18 protein-coding genes are annotated in these 19317 nt (G+C 45.1%); 6 read left to right on the top strand and 12 right to left on the bottom strand.

The window, feature by feature from the left end:
• Nucleotides 1-36: 36 nt before the first annotated feature.
• Genes AYW76_RS16185 through AYW76_RS16170 form a run of 4 tightly spaced genes read left to right on the top strand, consistent with a single transcriptional unit; the run spans nt 37 to nt 2995 of the window.
• Nucleotides 37-660, top strand: a complete 624-nt coding sequence (locus tag AYW76_RS16185; RefSeq protein ID WP_067223021.1) for a nitroreductase family protein — start codon at nt 37-39, stop codon at nt 658-660.
• 13 nt (nt 661-673) lie between these two features.
• Complete coding sequence (locus AYW76_RS16180; RefSeq protein ID WP_067033668.1) at nt 674-1492, top strand: arylamine N-acetyltransferase family protein; 819 nt, start codon at nt 674-676, stop codon at nt 1490-1492.
• An 11-nt stretch (nt 1493-1503) separates the two neighbouring features.
• On the top strand, nt 1504-2400 hold the full coding sequence (locus AYW76_RS16175) for a DMT family transporter (RefSeq protein ID WP_067033665.1): 897 nt from the start codon (nt 1504-1506) through the stop codon (nt 2398-2400).
• A 4-nt stretch (nt 2401-2404) separates the two neighbouring features.
• Nucleotides 2405-2995 (top strand): Crp/Fnr family transcriptional regulator, encoded by a 591-nt coding sequence (locus tag AYW76_RS16170; RefSeq protein ID WP_067223017.1) that lies wholly within the window; start codon nt 2405-2407, stop codon nt 2993-2995.
• 11 nt (nt 2996-3006) lie between these two features.
• Here AYW76_RS16170 and AYW76_RS16165 read toward each other — a convergent pair whose 3' ends face one another.
• The 3 genes from AYW76_RS16165 to AYW76_RS16155 form a co-directional block, all read right to left on the bottom strand.
• Complete coding sequence (locus AYW76_RS16165; protein ID WP_197467842.1) at nt 3007-3594, bottom strand: YdcF family protein; 588 nt, start codon at nt 3592-3594, stop codon at nt 3007-3009.
• Between the two features lie 116 nt (nt 3595-3710).
• Nucleotides 3711-4079 (bottom strand): DUF805 domain-containing protein, encoded by a 369-nt coding sequence (locus AYW76_RS16160; protein WP_067223010.1) that lies wholly within the window; start codon nt 4077-4079, stop codon nt 3711-3713.
• Between the two features lie 216 nt (nt 4080-4295).
• Nucleotides 4296-5492 carry a class I SAM-dependent rRNA methyltransferase gene (locus tag AYW76_RS16155; protein ID WP_067033655.1) on the bottom strand — a complete coding sequence of 399 codons (1197 nt, stop codon included), beginning with the start codon at nt 5490-5492 and terminating at the stop codon, nt 4296-4298.
• A 115-nt stretch (nt 5493-5607) separates the two neighbouring features.
• Between AYW76_RS16155 and AYW76_RS16150 the strand changes: the two genes are divergently transcribed.
• Complete coding sequence (locus tag AYW76_RS16150; protein ID WP_067033652.1) at nt 5608-6474, top strand: HDOD domain-containing protein; 867 nt, start codon at nt 5608-5610, stop codon at nt 6472-6474.
• Nucleotides 6475-6526: 52 nt separating this feature from the next.
• On the opposite strand, the gene AYW76_RS16145 is transcribed toward AYW76_RS16150, so the two are convergent.
• From AYW76_RS16145 to recJ, 8 genes are all read right to left on the bottom strand, one after another.
• Nucleotides 6527-7597, bottom strand: coding sequence for an ABC transporter ATP-binding protein (locus AYW76_RS16145; protein ID WP_067033649.1), 1071 nt, complete (start codon nt 7595-7597; stop codon nt 6527-6529).
• Between the two features lie 11 nt (nt 7598-7608).
• Nucleotides 7609-9279 (bottom strand): ABC transporter permease, encoded by a 1671-nt coding sequence (locus tag AYW76_RS16140; protein ID WP_067223006.1) that lies wholly within the window; start codon nt 9277-9279, stop codon nt 7609-7611.
• A 27-nt stretch (nt 9280-9306) separates the two neighbouring features.
• Complete coding sequence (locus AYW76_RS16135) at nt 9307-10314, bottom strand: Fe(3+) ABC transporter substrate-binding protein (protein WP_067223054.1); 1008 nt, start codon at nt 10312-10314, stop codon at nt 9307-9309.
• Between the two features lie 284 nt (nt 10315-10598).
• Complete coding sequence (locus tag AYW76_RS16130; RefSeq protein WP_067223002.1) at nt 10599-11795, bottom strand: UbiH/UbiF/VisC/COQ6 family ubiquinone biosynthesis hydroxylase; 1197 nt, start codon at nt 11793-11795, stop codon at nt 10599-10601.
• A gap of 19 nt (nt 11796-11814) precedes the next feature.
• Nucleotides 11815-13119, bottom strand: a complete 1305-nt coding sequence (locus AYW76_RS16125; protein WP_067222998.1) for an aminopeptidase P N-terminal domain-containing protein — start codon at nt 13117-13119, stop codon at nt 11815-11817.
• Between the two features lie 31 nt (nt 13120-13150).
• On the bottom strand, nt 13151-13741 hold the full coding sequence (locus AYW76_RS16120) for a UPF0149 family protein (protein ID WP_067222995.1): 591 nt from the start codon (nt 13739-13741) through the stop codon (nt 13151-13153).
• 100 nt (nt 13742-13841) lie between these two features.
• Nucleotides 13842-14684 (bottom strand): bifunctional methylenetetrahydrofolate dehydrogenase/methenyltetrahydrofolate cyclohydrolase FolD, encoded by an 843-nt coding sequence (gene folD, locus AYW76_RS16115; protein ID WP_067033635.1) that lies wholly within the window; start codon nt 14682-14684, stop codon nt 13842-13844.
• Between the two features lie 117 nt (nt 14685-14801).
• The gene (gene recJ / locus AYW76_RS16110) at nt 14802-16526 is read right to left on the bottom strand and encodes a single-stranded-DNA-specific exonuclease RecJ (RefSeq protein ID WP_067222991.1); all 1725 of its coding nucleotides are present in this window, start codon (nt 16524-16526) and stop codon (nt 14802-14804) included.
• Between the two features lie 346 nt (nt 16527-16872).
• Here recJ and AYW76_RS16105 point away from each other — a divergent pair, with 346 nt between their 5' ends.
• A complete protein-coding gene (locus AYW76_RS16105) occupies nt 16873-18105 on the top strand; it encodes a sugar MFS transporter (RefSeq protein ID WP_067222988.1) in 1233 nt (410 codons plus the stop codon).
• 48 nt (nt 18106-18153) lie between these two features.
• Here AYW76_RS16105 and AYW76_RS16100 read toward each other — a convergent pair whose 3' ends face one another.
• Nucleotides 18154-19248, bottom strand: a complete 1095-nt coding sequence (locus tag AYW76_RS16100) for a GGDEF domain-containing protein (protein WP_067222984.1) — start codon at nt 19246-19248, stop codon at nt 18154-18156.
• Nucleotides 19249-19317 lie beyond the last annotated feature (69 nt).

The following is a 19317-nucleotide window of genomic DNA, read 5'->3' as shown; positions in this document are numbered from 1 at the left end:
GACTGAACTTACTAATACATTCAGAGGTAATAGGTTATGAGTACACTCCCAGCTTTGAAGTGGCGGCATTCATTAAAGCACTTTTCCAGCCAAAAAGTATCCAAAGCGCAGGTTACTGACCTGACGGAAGCGGCCAGACTTTCCGTCTCTTCTTACGGTTTACAACCTTATCAGGTATGGGTAATAGAAAACCCAATCCTGCTTGAACAACTTGCTAAGCATGCATTTGATCAACCCCAACTCCACGAATGCTCACATTTAATTGTATTCGCTCATCAAACTAAGATTGGTGATGAGCTCGTTGATCAATACTTTCAACACTACTATGAGCAAACAGAAGCTGAGATAGGCAGTCTAGATGGTTATTCTGATCACATTAAATCTGCAATAGCAGCTAAAAGCCATCAAGAGCAACAAAACTGGGCGCAACAGCAAGCTTATATTGCTCTGGGTTCTTTGTTGACAGAAGCGGCCACACAAGGCATCGACACATGCCCTATGACTGGCTTCGACGTAGAGGCGTTTAATCAGCTTTTGGGCTTTGAAAACCAAGGCTTGAACACCTGCGTCATTTGCGCTGTTGGCTACCGAAATGACTCGCTTGAACTTCCAACAAAAGTTCGTATTCCAAGCCAAGATTTTGTTCAATTCTTAGCGTAGGAGCTGAATAACAATGACTTACACCGACTATTTAAAAGCGCTAAATCTGGCTCGTCCTCAAGAGCCTAATTTAGACTTTTTAAACACTTTTACAGTGCATCATATTGAGCGTTTCACATTTAACAACTTAGCCGTTTTACTACACAAAGATCTACCACTAGACAGTCAATCCATACTCAAAAAAGTCGTTCAGCGCGGTGCGGGAGGCTACTGCTTTGAACATAACAAAATCGCCTATGAAGCACTTGCCGAGTGGGGCTTCAACGTCCGTTTGGTTCTGGCAAAAGTCATTAATAACAACGAACGACCGGTACCTAGAACGCATCGATTGACCATCGTTGAGTGCGCGGGGGAAACATATTTAGTGGATGTTGGATTTGGTGCGACGTGTCCTATTTTACCCATTGCTTTTAACCGTAAGACACCTCAAAAAGCAGGACTTGAGTATTACCAAATTCGAGCCACCAATCACAATGAGTACGAATTACTGTTACTTAAAGAAGGCGAGCCTTTCATCTTGTACCGCTTTGATCTTGCTCAGTACAGTGATGCGGACTGCGAAGTCGGACATTTTTACTCGCATAAACACTCTTCCGCCGTATTTGTAAATAATGTCGTGGTAAGTCAGAAAACGCCTACGGAAACATTCTCTCTCGCCAATCAAAGATTTAAACATGCCACAGAATCTTCTGAATCTGTCTCAATTATTGATTCGCCGGAAAAATTATTTGGAGTGCTCCGACACACCTTTGATCTTTGTATCGAACCCGAGCTTTGTGAATTTCTATTTACTCACCATATCGCCCCAAAGCTAGAAATCACGAAAAACTAAAGGAAGCCATTATGCATTCTATTCTAGTGGCGTTGCTTTGGGCTTGGTTGATGGCTTCATCTTTTATTGCCTCGGCCTATATCACACCCTACGCGTCACCTCTGGCGACAACAGGACTACGCTTTACCTTAGCGCTGCTAGTCATGTCGCCAATCTACTTTTTCATCCAACGCTCAACTAAAAGCTCTCTGATAACCGTGTTCAAATCGCCTATTTTAACGCTTCGCTATTTACTGATAAGCGGGTCCTTAGTCGGGTTCTTCATTGGACTTTTTACCGCTTTGAAAACAACGTCTTCTTTGAATACCTCAGTCATGTATACTTTCGTACCGTTATTAGGTGCCATGCTAATGTTCGCTTTTGGTCAGCGTACGTCGTTCAAACATTGGCTGGGGTATATGATTGGATCCGCTGGTGCAATCAGTGTCTTAGTCTTTACTCGCGAAGGTCAAATGGTCTGGCATATTGGCGATGCCATTTATTTTATCGCGTGTGGATTATTGGCTTTGCATATCATTAGTGTGCAGCACTGGGGAGGACACGTCGCCGCTTTTGAAGGCGCTTATAGAATCATGCTGTTTGGCTCGGCTTGGCTCATTCCAATTACCCTAACTTGGGGCGATTTAAGTCATGTCGCTTGGCAAGCCTCTAAATTTTGGCTACTACTTATCTATTTGACACTGTTTACGACGCTACTCACCTTTGTACTGCAACAACTCGTTATTCGTTATGGGGGCGCATCACGTCTACTGGCGTTTAGCTATACCATACCGATTTGGGTGGCTATTTATCAAGCCACACAAAGCGAAGCCATATTGCTCTTTTCTTATGGTTTCATGATCGGCGCTTTCATGGTGCTACTGGCAATCCTAATGATAGACAGTCATCAGGCAACACGCTCGGAATAGAGATATGGACAAACAATATTTGACGCATCAACTGATGCACTTTTTCGACCAGTATCAACAAGGTATCCACTGGGATTCGTTGACGCTTGAGATCAAAGTGCATTCGCTTAGTAAAGGAGAATGCTTATTAAATCAAGGTGAGACAAGCGCAAACATGTTTTTTCTGAGCTGTGGTTTAGTGCGTTATTACAGCCTCTCCGAAAGTGGCAAAGAATACACTCAAACACTGGCCAAAGCGCCTAAGCTGGTAGGTTCGACTCGTGCACTGACGCTTGCTCAGCCTGCATCTTTTAATATTGAGGCTGTTGTGGACAGTGTTGCCTTTTCATTTTCATGGCAATCCTTTTATCAACAAATGTGTCAGGATCTAGCGTTTACTCAAGCCTATATTAAGTTCTTAGAAAGTATCTTCATTGTCAAGGAACAAAAAGAGCATGCCATGGTGAAACATTCTGCGACGCAGCGATACTTGGATTTTTGCCGAGATTTCTCTGAATTAAAAGACACATTACCTAAACAACAAATTGCATCCTATATTGGCATTACCCCTATTGCTTTAAGCCGTATTCGAACGCAACTGAAAAATACGCCATAGCAAATCTAGCTCTAAAGCTGCTTAGATGAAGCATTGCTGATATTTGAACTACTTGAAAGAACAGAGCCAAATATTTGATACGCGAGATAGTAATAGGCCTCTCTGAGCGCGAATTCCATCTTAACTGACCAACTTACATAGCGACTGGTGGGCGTTCCGGAAGCAATCGCCTTCACTCCCAAGTCATCCGCCATAGCCATAGCACGCATCAGATGAAGTGGATCACTGACAATCACAAAAGAGTGGATATCATACTCATCTGCTAATTCAAGCATGTATATTAAGTTTTGCTTGGTGGTTTTCGACTGCTCTTCAATCAAAAGATCATCAATAGGAACGCCCGCTGAAGATGCATATCTCTGAGCAATTTTAGCATCAGAGGACGCCTGACCTTTGATCATACCGCCAGTGAGAATGATTGAGTTAACGGCCCCTTGTCGGTAAAGATCAATAGCGTGATCAATACGGGCACGATACACCAGAGAAGGGCCTGAAGGCGTTGTCGAAGCACCAAGTACAACGGCGGCATCAGCGCGAGGATTTATCGGCTTCGTATCATAGTGCCAGATACACCACACTACTGCCGAATAGATAAGCATTATTAAGAGAAAGATCAGTAGAGACAGTCTGCCTAGAAATCGATAGGTCATACTTTTATTAAGTCAGTTAAGGTGAAAAGGAAGCCACAGCGCTATGGCTTCCTTTACATAAAACACTAAGTCATGGCTACTTTTGGCGATACGCCGAAGTCATTGGTTTCTGAATGGCTGTCTTGTAAAAAGAAGTACAGCAGTACCAGAGCGCCAACAACAGGGATGAAAGTTAACAGTAGAAACCAACCACTTCGCCCCGTGTCATGCAACCGGCGAATACAAACTGCAACGTTAGGCACTAAAAAGATCAACGAAACAATTAAGCCAAGAAGCGACAAACCAATAATACCGCCGACAATGCTAAATGGAAGCGTAATTAGAAAGGTACAAAATTGGAAAACCCAGAACTCTTTACGACGGCTACGTCCTTCAAAGTTTTTGTAGTTTTGCAGCACATCCATGAAAATTGTTTTAACTTGTTTAAAATCCATTGAAATCTCCTTGTTTAATTCCGTAACAGCTTATCTATTTCGGTGCCAAATTAGGCTGGGATAAGCTCCTTTTAATAGCGGAGAAGATTCTATTACAGCCACATAAAATTGCTGTCTATCAAAGTAACACTTACGAATACCTTACCATTTAGTGTCAAGAAGCTGAACCTCATCAGCAAGATCCAGCTTTATTGATGGCCTAATTTCTCTGAAGACTTATAAGCCCATATTGTTATGTATTCGATAGAACAGTGCTTTTAGATATTCCGTTTCAGGAATCGCAGGATGCACCGGATGATCGGGCGCTTGCGTTCCGCGGTAGACTAACTGAGAGAAGCGCTCTAGCTGACGACTGTTACTGCGTACGATGTCATGCAAACGGCTCGTTTCTAAATGCATTGAGCATGAGCCAGATACAAGAATGCCACCTTTTGCAACCAATCGCATCGCTAATTGATTTGCGCGATGATAAGCCCCTTCTCCAGCTTTAATGTCTTTACGGCGTGCAATAAACGCTGGTGGGTCCATAACGACGACATCGAAACGTTGCTTCTCTTCGATCAAAGACTGCATCGCTTCAAAAGCATCGCCTTGCAAAAGGTTGGATTCACCTTCGTACTGGTTTAAAACAAGGTTCGCATCCACATGATCAAGTGCCGCTTCCGACGCATCTATGAAAGTCACATCCGTGGCACCGGCTGCAGCAGCTTGGACACCCCAACCGCCCACGTAAGAGAACACATCTAAAACGCGCTTACCTGAACAGAAGGTTTGCATGGTTTTGCGGTTTTCACGATGGTCGTAGAACCAACCTGTTTTTTGACCATCCCAAACTGGCGCTTGGAAAAGTACATCGTTTTCTTTTAGGTAAACGACTTCTGGCACATGACCAAATACTTCTTCAACGTAGGTATCTAACCCTTCAACGTTGCGCATTTTGCCATCGTTTTTCATCAAAATGGCGCTTGGTTTAACCACTTCTTGCAACGCTTCAATGACTTCGTCCTTTATACGTTCAATGCCAGCAGTAGAGATTTGTACCACTAGAATATCAGCAAAGCGATCGACAACCAGACCAGATAAGCCATCTGAGTCACCAAAAACCAAACGGTAGTATGGTTCAGGGTATGTCATATCACGCAGCGACAACGCAATTTTCAATCGATGAATAAGAGTCGATTTGTTTAACACTGTATCAACGCTACGGCTAATCAAACGACCACAGATCAGTGTATTAGGGTTAATCATTGCTACACCCAAAGGTTTACCTTGGGCCGTTTCAACAATTACTTGATCTCCAGCATTAAACTGCTTTAAAGGCGTCGCATCCATGTTTACTTCATTGCTATAAATCCACTGATGGCCAGCACGAAGCCTTCTGTCCGCTTGCCCTTTTAACCTAATTACACTCAAAATTCTCACCAAGGTTACGTAAAAAACGCTATTATAATTGTTCAGTGTTGGATTTCTACGATAATGGTGTATTTCGTGATCTTTTCATTAAGTAGATTCAAAAAAAGAGGTTTCGATGTCTACTGGCATAAATGACGATCAACTCAAACGCGTGCTTCAGGGTATCGCTATCCCTCCTCAGCCGCAGGTCATGGTTGACCTACATATGGAACAAGTGATGCCAGAGCCGGATATGAACCGCATCGCACAAATCATCTCACAAGATGTTGGTTTATCCGCCGCCGTACTGAAATTTGTGAATTCGGCTTATTACGGGTTACCTCGTAAAATATCCTCGATTAAACAAGCCGTGATGATGTTAGGCATAAACTCTATCTCTAATATTGTGAATGGCTTAGCTGTAAAAGGTGAGCTCTCCGATGGTGCTATTGAAGAGATGCATAACTTCTGGGACAACGCGATGGATGTTGCAGCCGTCTGTTCTAGTATCGCCCATCAAATTGGCTTCAAGTATCAAGACGAGTGTTATGCCTTAGGTTTGTTTCACAATGCAGGCATTCCACTTATGATGAGCCGGTTTGACGGCTACAAAGCAGTGCTAGAAGAAGGTTATCAAAGCCATGACTTTGAACTAACCGATATTGAAAACCGCACCTTTCGCACCAATCATTCGGTTGTCGGTTACTATCTGGCTAAATCTTGGGCCCTGCCCAAAGCGTGCTGTTATGTCATTGCTCATCATCACCGTGCGCAAAAGCTCTACAATGAACGCATTGCAGGCGATACTAAGTACCTTACCTTTATGTCTATTTTGAAAATGGCGGAGCACATCAGCACGACGTATAAACATCTTGGTAAAGCCGCTGAAGATTATGAATGGATGCAAATAGGGCACTTTGCATTAGAGCATTTATCGCTTACCGAATATGACTTCGAAGGAATTATCGATACCTGTCGCGAACAAGGTATTGGCAATCTTTAAACCTTCAAACTTAACGAAGCGCCTGAGGCGCTTTGTTAAGTTTGACAGCCACTCAATGGGTAGGAAACATCACTAGGTGATCTAAATTGACGCTTAAGCCAATTTCTTGACCAATAGAATGATTATGATGCGAGGACGCAAAACAATAAGTTACTTTTCCAGAAGGCAATTTCACACGATATAAAAAGTAAGACCCACGGAACCATTTACTGACAATTAGGCCTTTAAAGGCGCTGTCATCATCGTGCAGGATATCATCTGGGCGAACCAGTAAATCCACTTTCGCACCTGACTTAAAGCCATGCTCCATATCCCCGTGAATCTCACCTAGATCAGAATGCACACAGTTATCACCACACACAACGGCTGGCAAGAAGTCCCCCTGACCAATAAACATCGCCACAAAACGAGAAACCGGTTCATGATAAATCTCATAGGGCGTTCCCACTTGTAGAATGCGACCGGCTTCCATAATGGCCACCTGATCCGCCATCGCAAAGGCTTCCGCTTGATCATGCGTTACAAGAATCGCACTGACTTTTTCATGCTGTAATATGGCACGAATATCGGGCACAAGCTCTTCTCGAAGCTTCGCATCAAGCCCTGAGAACGGCTCATCCATGAGTAAGAGTTTTGGTTTTGGGGCAATGGCACGCGCCAACGCAACACGCTGTTGCTGCCCTCCTGATAAGGAGTGCGGATAGCGTTCGTTATAACCCTCTAAGCCAACAAGCTCGAGCAAGTATTCAATTCGAGCCTGAACCTCTTTCTTCGACCAGCCTTTTAGGCCAAAGGCAATATTGGCACCAATGGTTAAATGCGGAAATAAGGCAATATCTTGAAACACCATACCAATACTGCGCTTTTCAGGGCTCAGTGTTTCCGTAGCCGAGGACAGCACCTCATTATCCAATGTGATTTCACCGCCCATTAGCGGCTCAAAACCAGCAATAGCCCGTAGTAAGGTAGATTTGCCGCAACCACTTGGCCCGAGTAAACAGCCTATCTGACCTTCGATAATTCGAAAGTTAGCCTCTTGCACTACAGGGATACCTTGGTAGCCCACAGCGATATTGCTTAATTTGAGTTCTTTTAACATTTTATTCGGTGGCATTGCTGTCATGTTATACCTCATTAAGCCTCATGCTGTGCACTGGATGAAATAGATCGGCTTAACAAAATCACTGGAATTAGGCCTACCGCGACAATCATTAATGATGCTGGTGCAGCATCTACTAGACGCTCATCAGAAGCCAGCTCAAATGCTCTCACGGCAAGCGTATTAAAGTTAAATGGACGCAAAATTAATGTTGCTGGCAACTCTTTTAAGACATCAACAAAAACGATTAATAATGCTGTGAGCACAGAGCTTTTTAACAAAGGCACATGGATACGGCGCAATACTTGGGCTGGCGTACAACCTAATGAGCGACCAGCCATGTCCATACTTGGTTTTACTTTTCCTAGGCCACTTTGAACCGAGCCTAACGACACTGCCATAAAGCGAACAGTATAAGCAAATAATAACGCAGCAATAGTACCAGAGAAAAACAACCCGATTTTGATCTCAAACACATGTTGAAAAAATTCAATAATTCGATGATCTAGCCATGCCAAGGGGACAATAACCCCAATAGCAATAATAGTACCAGGTAAAGCATAGCCCATGCCTGAGGTTACAATCGCTGTTTGTACACTTTTCTCTTTATTCAATCGCCCAGCATACGCCAACACCATAGCTAACGAGACCGCGATCATAGCTGCTAGAGCCGCCAAATAGAATGAGTTCCAAGCGAGCTGTATAAAGTCCCAACCCACTGCTTCGGCTTCAAACATAGCCCAATAGAACAGCACCAAGGCAGGGATAACAAAGCCCGCTAAAACAGGAATAGCACACGCCGTAAACGCCGCGACACCATACACCCCGCGTAACTCGATTTTGCGTTGGCTGGCTTTACGCAGCCCTGAAGTATGGTAAGAAATTTTTCTGCGGGAGTAGCGCTCAGAAAAAATAAGCACGGCGACAAATAACAACAAGATACCGGCCAGCTGCGATGCAGCAGCCAAATCACCAAACCCATAAAAAGTTCGCATGATGCCCGTCGTAAAAGTCGTCACACCAAAATACTGTACCGTACCGTAATCGGCTAAGGTTTCCATCATCGCCAATGTCACACCCGCTACGATCGCAGGTCTGGCCATTGGCAATGCTAAACGAAAAAAGGCCTGCGGCGCGGAATAACCAAGTGTACGGCACACTTCTAAAGTATTCGCCGATTGTTCTAGAAACGCCGCACGACTCATTAAATACACGTATGGATACAGTACTAACGAAAGCATCGCAAAAGCGCCGCCTAAAGAGCGCATTTCAAAGAACCAATACTCACCGTACCCTAATCCTGTTACATCACGAATAAAGGTTTGTACAGGGCCAGCAAAATCAAATAAGCCCGTGTAGGTATACGCAATGATGTAAGCGGGCATCGCAAGAGGCAAGAGTAGCGCCCAAGCGAACATCGATCGTCCCGGGAAATTACACACACTTGTTAACCAAGCCGCAGGGACCCCCATGGCAAGTGTCCCTAGGGTGACGCCCAACATGAGTAAAAGGGAATTGGAAATGTAATCAAACAGCAAAGTATCTAATAAATGCTGCCATACCCCACTGCCACCTAAAAAAATATTGACCAAAATGATCAACACAGGCACAGCCAGTAACAACGCAATCGTAATTGCGCTGAGCTTCAATAAAGAAATCCTGCTACGGCTTTGCACAGCAGGATTTGCTTGAGTCAATGTCGACATTAATACACTTACTCTAGTTCAGTGAGATTATTTCCAGCCCGCTGTATCCATCATCTCAACCGCCATACGGTTATTATCGCCTAGAACACTTAGAGACATAGAGTCAGCTTTAAATTCGCCAAATGGTTGCAGGCTCTTTGGTGGAGCAACACCGTCAATAACAGGGTATTCGTTATTAACGTTAGCGTACCACTCTTGGCTTTCATGATTCGTTAAGTATTCCACTAACAACTTAGCATTGTCGATATTTGTCGCTGAGGTTGTTAAGCCAATGCCACTTACATTGACATGAGCCCCACGATCGCCTTCCGTTTGGTTGGGCCAAAATAACGCAACTTGATCATATACAGCGCGATCTGATGCCTTATCGCTTTGTCCTAGGCGGCCAAAGTAATACGTATTCGCCAAGGTCACATCGCACACGCCAGCAGCAACGGCTTTGAGCTGATCGGTATCACCACCAAATGGCGGACGAGCCAAGTTGGCAACAAAACCTTTTACCCATTCTTGAGTCGCTTCTTTTCCATCCGCTTCAATCATTGACGCTACAAGTGATTGGTTATAGATATTCGAAGAAGACCGCGCACAGATACGACCTTTCCATTTAGGATCAGCCAGAGCTTCGTAAGTCGATAGCTCACTTGCATCTACTTTTTCTGGATTATAGAAAATCACACGTGCACGCTGTGACAGTCCATACCAATACCCATCACGATCATGTAAGTTGTCAGGCACGACATCATTCAGCACATCGGTTTCAAAAGGTTGCAACACACCCGCTGCTTTAGCACGGTATAAACGACCCGCGTCGACTGTGATAAAAACATCGGCAGGGCTTGCACTGCCCTCAACTTGTAAACGACGCAACAACGCATCGGCATTACCTGTAACAAGATTTACTGTCACATCATTGGCTTTTGAAAAAGCGTCTAACGCTGGTGCAATCAACGCTTCTTTTCGCGCCGAGTAAACATTCACTTCACCCGCTGCAGTGACCAGCGTACTGCCTAACACAGCACCGGCCACTAGAGCCATTGAGATACTTTTACTAACCAAAGTGCGCGCAGACGCGCCAGATACGCTTACTAATGCATTCATTGTTACAACCTTATAAATTCTGAGGCTCGACACATATGAGTTGTGGCTAAACTATTTAAATATCACTATAAATGAAAACTGTTTTTATTTACATAGCTTTTCCGCTTTGATCGTTGCAGACTTGCCAAAAAACAAAATTCACGGGATGAATAGACAAAAAAAGAGAACTAAGGTTCTCTTTTAAACGGTTATTAGGTCGTTAATTAATCGCTTTTCTGACGTTAGCGAATACCGGAGGCATGAGCCACCAACTGACGCTTAATAGTCGACGATGAATGGCACACCTTCATCCCCATATTACGCAGCTGTACAACAATAGGCTGTTGCGTCGTGAACATTCGTTTGAAGGCTTCCATCGATGCCGACATAGCAATATTATCCAACATACGCGCACGCTGATAGCGGCGCAGGACCTTCATCGATCCGAGCGTTTCTCCACGCTGATGCGCTTTTACCAGAATAGGCACCAACGCACTGACATCGGCAAAACCAAGATTTGCACCTTGCCCTGCTAAAGGATGAATCGTATGGGCCGCATCACCAATTAAGGCAATCCCCTCTTGCACATACTGCTTTGCATGACGCTGACGCAACGGGATTGCCATTCGAGGAACCGTAATCGACAGCGCAGAAAAACGGCGATTAATGGCATACGTTAAGCGCTTACAGAAATCGGCCTCTTCTAAGGCCACCAACTGCTCAGCATCATTAGGCGCTACTGACCAAACAATCGACACGTAATGTTTGTCATCGACACTCGGCAAAGGTAAAAAGGCTAAAATGCCTTCCTCTCCAAACGCTTGCCATGCCGTACCTTCATGCGGCTGATCAATCTCAACCGTCGTCACAATAGCGTGATGACCATAGTCCCATTCGACCGTTTCAAAGCCATTTTGATGTCGCACTTGAGAATTCGCGCCGTCCGCTGCAACCAGCACAGAACCTTGTAATTGACGATCAGAAGCAAGGTCTATTTCTACACCTTGATCTACTTGGCGTTGAGCAACCACACTGTCATCAAAATACAAATCAATACCGCGTGTATCGTGCACACTTTTCATTAAGGCATTACATAAAACAGCGTTTTCCACAAGCTGGCCTAACGTTTGCCCCTGTTGATAATGTGTATCGAAATCCACATAACCATCCCCAAGCCCATCCCAGACCGCCATTTTATGGTAGGGTGCAAGGCGATCTTGTGCAATACGCTGCCAAGCGCCCGCTTCTTCAAGCAGTGTCTGGGATAACTTTGAGATAGCGCTCACGCGTGCATCGTACGCTGGAGGTGTGGATAACGTATAACGGCCAGAGTGTTTATCGATCAAAGCGACAGTTAAGCCTTTCTGAGCGGTTAATACTGCGGTTAACGCGCCAACCATTCCGGCTCCCACAATGACTACATCGTATTCTCTGGCCATACCAAACCTCTACTCCAACTTATTTAGACGCCATCAAGGCTTCAATCTCAGCAATCTCTTTTACCAATCCGTGGGTTAATACGTAGGGACCTTCTTCACGGATGAGTATGTCATCTTCAATGCGTATGCCAATACCGCGCCACTTTACATCGACAGACTCATTATCTGGGTTAATATAAAGTCCTGGCTCAAGGGTCAAAACCATCCCCGCTTGCAAGGGGCGGGATTCACCTGCTTCTTTATAACGGCCACAATCGTGTACATCCAAACCTAACCAGTGCCCAGTATTGTGCATGTAAAAATCTCGATAGGCTTTGTTCTCTATCAGCTCTTCGACATCCCCTTGCAACAAACCTAGCTTTACCAATCCTGCGACCAACACTTCTACTGCTTTGATATGAAAGGCTTCATACGGGTTACCAACGGTCATTTGAGCTAAGCCGGCATGATAGGCATCCAAAACCAGCTGATATAGCTGAGCCTGTGGCTCACTAAACTTACCGTTTGCAGGGAAAGTACGGGTTATATCGGAAGCGTAACAGCCTAATTCACCACCCGCATCAATCAGAATTAAGTCGCCATCGGCAATTTCTTCATCGTTTTTAATGTAATGTAGGACACAGGCATTACAACCAGAGGCCACAATATTATTGTATGCAGGAACGCGTGCTCCATTTTTCATAAACACGTAGTTCAGCTCTGCTTCCAACTGGTATTCCATCATCCCTGGCACAACCGCTTTCATGGCTTGGGTGTGTGCTTGAACACTGATCTGCGCCGCGCGCTCCATAATGTCGATTTCAGCAGCGTCTTTAATTAGACGCATCTCATGCAATACATCGCTCAAGTCGACAATACTGGTTGGTGCAACAGCGCCTTGGCGAGCACGTGCTGCTAATGCATCGCGCCAAGTTAACGCTTGATCACGCAACAGCTCGTCTTCCATTAACAAAGCGATTTTATCAGCGCCATCGAACAGCTCTAAAGCCAAGTCGTCTAACTCATCAAGCTCAACCGCTTGGTCCATACCAAAGGTTTGCATCGCTCCAGTCATGCCATGACGAAAACCATCCCACTGCTCTCGCTCAGGATCTTTTGGCTGCACAGCCATGTGGCTCTCACCTGTCGGTAAAATAAACAGCATCGCGCTGGGTTCATTAAATCCAGTTAAGTAAAAGAAGCTCGAATGCGGGCGAAACTCATAGTCGCAGTCATTATTACGCGTGGCTAACTCACCCGCTCGAATCACCGCAACGGTATGATCACCGAGCGCACTCATTAGGCGCTGACGACGCTCGCGATAAATTTCTTTAGACAGTTTCATTGCATACTCCTTTTACTTCACTCAAGTGCGATTAGTGGAAAAGCGGCGCTTGGCTGGCATCCGTTTTTTCCGCAACACTACCGTGCTCTGAATATAACATCATGGCAGACAAGCGAACGTATTCGACCAGTTCGATTAAATCGGTTTCGTTGTCATTATTCTCTTCAAGAGCTTCCATATCAGCCTGCATGGCCGAGATGTTGGCAAAATCTTGTAGTACTTGTTTCGCATCGTCTGACAAGTTTGGTTTATGTCCAGATAAGCCGTAACCGGCTAAAAAGCCATGTGCCCATTGTGCTAGCGTTGTACCACGTTCACTAAGTGGCGCATCATCGTCGCTCATACAAGGCACCAATGCGTACTCACCATTGCGGTACAATTCGATCGTTGATTGATACAGTTCAACAATCGCATCACGACTGGCGTCTTCTTTCCAACCTTCGATATCACAGAACTCCGCTACCATCGCAAGCCAGTCTTCTAAGGGTAATGCGACGCCTGACGCCAGATACCCACATAGTTGCCCATGCAATTCAGCCGGTGATGCCGAAATAGATTCGGTAACAAATACATCCGCAATTAAATCGAAGTCCAGCGCATCCAGTAACATTTCTGTGGACATGGGGAGTAACCTTTTTGTCTGAATTAAAAAAACAAAGCCGCGCCCATGGGCACGGCTCTTTATGATCTATATATGAGGATCATAAGCAGTCACTTCAAGCTTAGCTTAATTGTTTTAAGCCAGACTCCAGTGTTTGCAAAATCAATGTATTGATTGTCATTGGGCCAACACCACCTGGAACAGGTGTGATGGCTGAAGCACGCTCATATAATGGCGCAAGCTCAATATCGCCGATGCCACCTTGGTGGTAACCAGCATCAATAACAATGGCGCCATCTTTGATCCAATCCGCTTTGATCAGTTCAGGTTTGCCTACTGCGCCAACAATAATGTCCGCTTGTTTAACGATGTCAGAGAGGTTTTGCGTGCGCGAGTGGCAAATAGTCACCGTTGCATTGGCATTCAACAGCATCATCGCCATTGGTTTACCTAGAATTGGGCTTCGTCCCACTACAACCGCATGCTTGCCTTCAATGTCGATATCGTAGGCTTCCAATAGGCGCATAACACCTGCGGGAGTCGCTGCACCAAAAGCAGGCTCTTTCATCGCCATACGACCAAAGCCAAGACAGGTAACACCATCGACATCTTTATGGGCCGCAATCGCATCGAAGCAAGCGCGCTCGTTGATTTGCTCAGGCACTGGGTGCTGAAGCAAAATACCGTGAACATCAGGATTTGCGTTTAGATCTTCGATCTTTGCCAGCAATTCTTCTGTGGTGGTGGTTTCCGGCAGTTCAATCGCAAGAGAGTCCATTCCAACGCGGCGACATGCATTGCCTTTCATCTTTACGTAAGTAGCAGAAGAAGGATCTGCACCTACTAGGATCGTAGCCAATATAGGAGTACCGCCGGTACGTTCTTTTAGTTTAGCAACTTGTTTTGCTAAACGCTCTTCGGTCTCTTTCGCGCATTGTTTGCCGTCAAGAACCAGTGCAGCCATGAATGAACTCCTGCAAAAATTATTCGGTGGTTAAGTGAGGGACGCAGATTATATCCTATTATCAAAGGAATGCCGCCCCTCTGTATGCAAATACCTAGGTATTTATTCTGTTAAAACTCAACTCAATGGCTCGATATGATCGACCATGAGCTGCAAATTGCGTTGACCGCGGAATTCATTAATGTCCAGCTTATAAACCAACCGTGCTCGTTGTGCAGTATTTGGCCAGACAGTGAGATCGGCAAAAAAGTGTATGCCATCGATCAACATGCTCGTTTGTGGATCGCGCAACGTCAGCTTAAGATGCTTTTCCCCGACAATACGCTGTTGCAGTAATTCAAACTCGCCATCAAAACAAGGCTCGGGAAATGCTTGCCCCCAAGGCCCAGCTACGCGTAACTGTTCAGCAAATTCCAGACTAAAATCTTGGGCGGCTAAAGCACCGTCCGTATAAAGCGTTGCTTCCAGTTGCTCTGGGGTCACCCACTCTTCAATAATGTTATCAAAGGCTTTAGCAAAGGCAGGGTAGTCTTCTGTTTTAATCGACATGCCTGCGGCCATGGCATGACCACCAAATTTGGACAATAAAGTAGGATGGCGTTTTGCTAATAAATCCAGCGCGTCACGAATATGCACCCCTGGAATAGAACGAGCAGAACCCTTTAGTGTCTCTTCATCCGCTTGGGCAAAGGCAATCACAGGACGATGGCACTTCTCTTTCATCCGTGAAGCTAGAATCCCGATTACCCCTTGGTGCCAGTCCTCTTTATAAAAGCACATACCATAAGGGAGCTCGCTGCCTGTTTCTAAATCTTGCAAGGAACGCTCCGCCTGCAGTTTCATATCGGACTCTATGGCTTTACGCTCACGATTAAGCATATCCAGCTGCTCGGCATAAGATCGCGCTAACATGGTTTGTTCTGCTAATAAGCATTCAATACCAATAGACATATCATCTAAGCGCCCAGCGGCATTCAATCTCGGGCCCACCACAAAACCTAAATCCGTCGCTTTGATTCGACTCGCCTCGCGCCCCCCTATTTCCAGCAATGCTAAAATACCAGGGCGCGCTTTCCCGGACTGAATTCGAGCCAATCCCTGCTGCACTAGAATGCGATTATTGGCATCCAGCGGCACCACATCTGCGACCGTACCTAGCGCCACAATATCTAGATAATCCGACATATTAGGACGAGGGATATGCGCTTTTTCAAACCATTGACGCTGGGTCAGTTGCGCTCGAAGTGCAGACATCACATAAAATATCACCCCAACACCAGCTAAAGCTTTGCTAGGAAAGCCACAGTCTGGATGATTAGGATTAACAATCGCATCGGCATTCGGCAGGGTATCACCGGGTAGATGATGATCGGTTACGATCACTTTCATACCTGCGGCTTTCGCAGCTGCAACCCCTTCCAGACTAGCAATACCATTATCGACTGTGACCAATACATCGGCCTCCAGCTCTTGCACTAAGAGCACGATTTCTGGCGTCAAACCGTAACCGTATTCAAAGCGGTTCGGGACAATGTATTGTGGCTCAATCGCCCCCATTGCGGTCAAAGCCAATATGCCCAGTGTTGTCGACGTTGCACCGTCTGCATCAAAATCGCCAACAATAACGATACGCTGACCCAGCTCAACCGCATCCGCTAAAATGCCCGCAGCATTGTCGATATCAAAAAACTGCTTGGGATGCTCTAAACTCGCAAGTTTGTACTCCAGCTCTTTTAGCCCAGTCACGCCACGGGATCGATAAATACGTGACAAGGTCGCTGGGAAGTGCGCTGGAAAGTCATTGACTAAACCATCAGGCAGGGCTCGTTGAATAATGCGCATGTTGGAATCTTTATAATAGGTAGATTGAAATACGGCGGAGCAGCCACTGTAACATAATTCCTTTTAAACTTTGCTGCCCCTCGTGCTATCACCGCACGTACGCTTTAGAGCTATGAACTGTAACCACTTTTTTACTTACCCATTGTCCAACAAAAGTCCGGTTCTCCGACAAAAAAATAGGTGCGGTAACGCTTCGCAAGAAAGCGTTACAAAGCAGGTTTGATATTGCATCATTAATGGATTTTAGCGCCCATTCACGTATTTTTAACTCTTTTCTGAAACTAGCTCAGTTATTATCCGCGCCCACTAACGATCCCTTTCCATAACGATTAAAAAGGTTGGTTTTATGAGCAATCACGCTTCATCAGTGGGCCAAAGCAAGTCGGGACAACGTTTCGCGCTTGTCGCACTCACGTCATTATTTTTCATGTGGGGTTTTATTACATCACTGAATGATATTTTGATCCCGCATCTTAAATCTGTCTTCTCACTAAATTACACACAGGCCATGCTCATACAGATGTGCTTCTTCGGCGCCTATTTTTTGGTCTCTGTTCCAGCTGGTAACTTAGTAAAAAAAGTGGGCTTCCAACGTGGTCTAGGGATTGGACTGATGATTGCAGCCGCAGGCTGTTTACTGTTTATCGGCGCAGCCAAAGTACAGACCTACTGGGTTTTCTTAACGGCGCTATTTGTGCTGGCATCGGGTATCACTATTTTACAGGTTGCAGCCAACCCTCTTGTGACCATTATGGGCCCTGAAGATACCGCATCAAGTCGTCTAACCATGACGCAAGCGTTTAACTCGTTAGGCACAACGGTTGCACCTATCATTGGTAGTATCCTGATTTTTTCAGCAACGGTTGAGTTCGCGAGCAAAGCACAAGAAGCCGAAAGTGTCATTGTGCCGTATTTTGGCCTAGCGATCGTATTGGTGATTTTGGCTTTGATCTTTACTCGTATTTCGTTACCTACACCGGACCTCGAAAAGGACAGTCAAGCAATTGGTAATACGCAAAGTAGCTTAATGGAATACCGCCATTTGGTGCTAGGCGCTGTGGCTATCTTTATGTATGTGGGAGCAGAAGTATCGATTGGCAGTTTCTTAGTAAACTATTTTGGCCTCGAGCACATTGCAAACATGCCTGAGTCTGAAGCGGCCCACTACATTGCATACTACTGGGGTGGCGCGATGGTTGGTCGTTTTGCAGGAGCTGTATTAATGCAGAAAATTGCAGCGGGTAAACTGTTGGCATTTAACAGTATTGCCGCAGCGGCATTGATCGCTCTGTCCATTAGCAGTGACGGTGAGCTGGCAATGTGGTCAATCTTATTAGTGGGTCTTTGTAACTCGATTATGTTCCCAACGATTTTCAGTTTGGCCTTAAAAGGTCTAGGCGTTAACACCAGTCGAGGCTCAGGCTTGCTATGTCTAGCGATTGTAGGGGGTGCAATTGTACCTGTGATGCAAGGTGGTTTAGCGGACAATATTGGCTTGCAGATTTCTTTTGCTCTACCGGTATTGTGCTATCTATACATTGCTTACTACGGTTTAATGGGTTCTAAGATTCGTAATTAGTCTTAATACTAGGCACGTTAATTGTTTGAACGTGCCTAGTATTCACCCTTAGTCTATCGCTTCAACTCTATTTCGCCCGGCATTCTTCGCTATATATAAGCCTTGATCCGCCCGAGAAATCGCTTTCAAAATATCTTCTCCGACCCCAACATGAGTAACGCCGATACTGACAGTCGCAGACATATTTGCGTCATAGCCAGTACTTAACGTAATTGCTTTAAGCGCTTCTCTAAGCGCTTCAGCCATATCCTTAAGATTATCCACTTTTTCTATAACCACTAAAAACTCTTCCCCGCCCCAACGCGACACTAAGCTTTCCTGCTTGGGGAAAAACGCCTCTAAGGTTCGCGCAAACAAAACCAAATACTCATCACCATATTTATGGCCGTAGTCATCGTTTATCCGCTTAAAATGATCGATATCCAACAACAGCAGCGCAGGTGCATGCCACTGCAACGCCTCAAAGCGCTGTTGTAGACCTCGTCGATTTAGTAATCCTGTTAATGGATCGGTGGTAGCAGCGACCTCAAGTTTTACAGACAACTCTTGGAGAGACTGATTAAAGCGCGACGATATGTACTCATAAATGGTCGACAAAAAGGCTATTAAAATAAACGAGTAAATAATCCGCGTTTTCAAATCAGGGTGATAACCCAACTTATCAAAGGGAGTTGGAATCACAAAAAGTATAAATATCAGTGCCAGTATAAATACAAAAACTTCCAACAAGCCGCGCTTCAAACCATGCAGAAACAAAGAAACAGGGGGAATACAATATATCCAAACATGACCAGTGCCGTTTACACCGCCACTGTAAACAAGATACAGCATGAGCGTATAAAGCGGGTATAAAATGACATTGGCCGAAAAAAGATAGTTACGTGTACGGCGTAGATAGAGATGATTAAGAACATAAATTGTGGCAATCACTAGAAGAGCAATGCCAACAAGAAGGTTTCCTTGAAGTAAAGAAAGAATACCCAAAGGCGCTGTGAACAACACACCGACAAGGCAAAATAAATTGATAATAAATGTTCGTCGAGAACTGTTGGTAAACGAATGATTGATCGCTCCAGCGTTTAAGGTCACTGAGAACCATCGTTTCCAAATCAAATGCCATGGTTGCTTCTTGTACTCTGGCATATGCTCTTTTCCACTTGCTGTACGTAATCTAGAAAGATAGCTTAAAAGTTAACCAAATTGATAGTAAAG

The sequence above is a fragment of the Marinomonas gallaica genome (genome assembly GCF_001639745.1).
GTDB classification, from domain to species: domain Bacteria; phylum Pseudomonadota; class Gammaproteobacteria; order Pseudomonadales; family Marinomonadaceae; genus Marinomonas; species Marinomonas gallaica.
The sequence above is the reverse complement of the archived record's forward strand: the minus strand, read 5'-3'. Positions and strand labels throughout refer to the sequence as shown.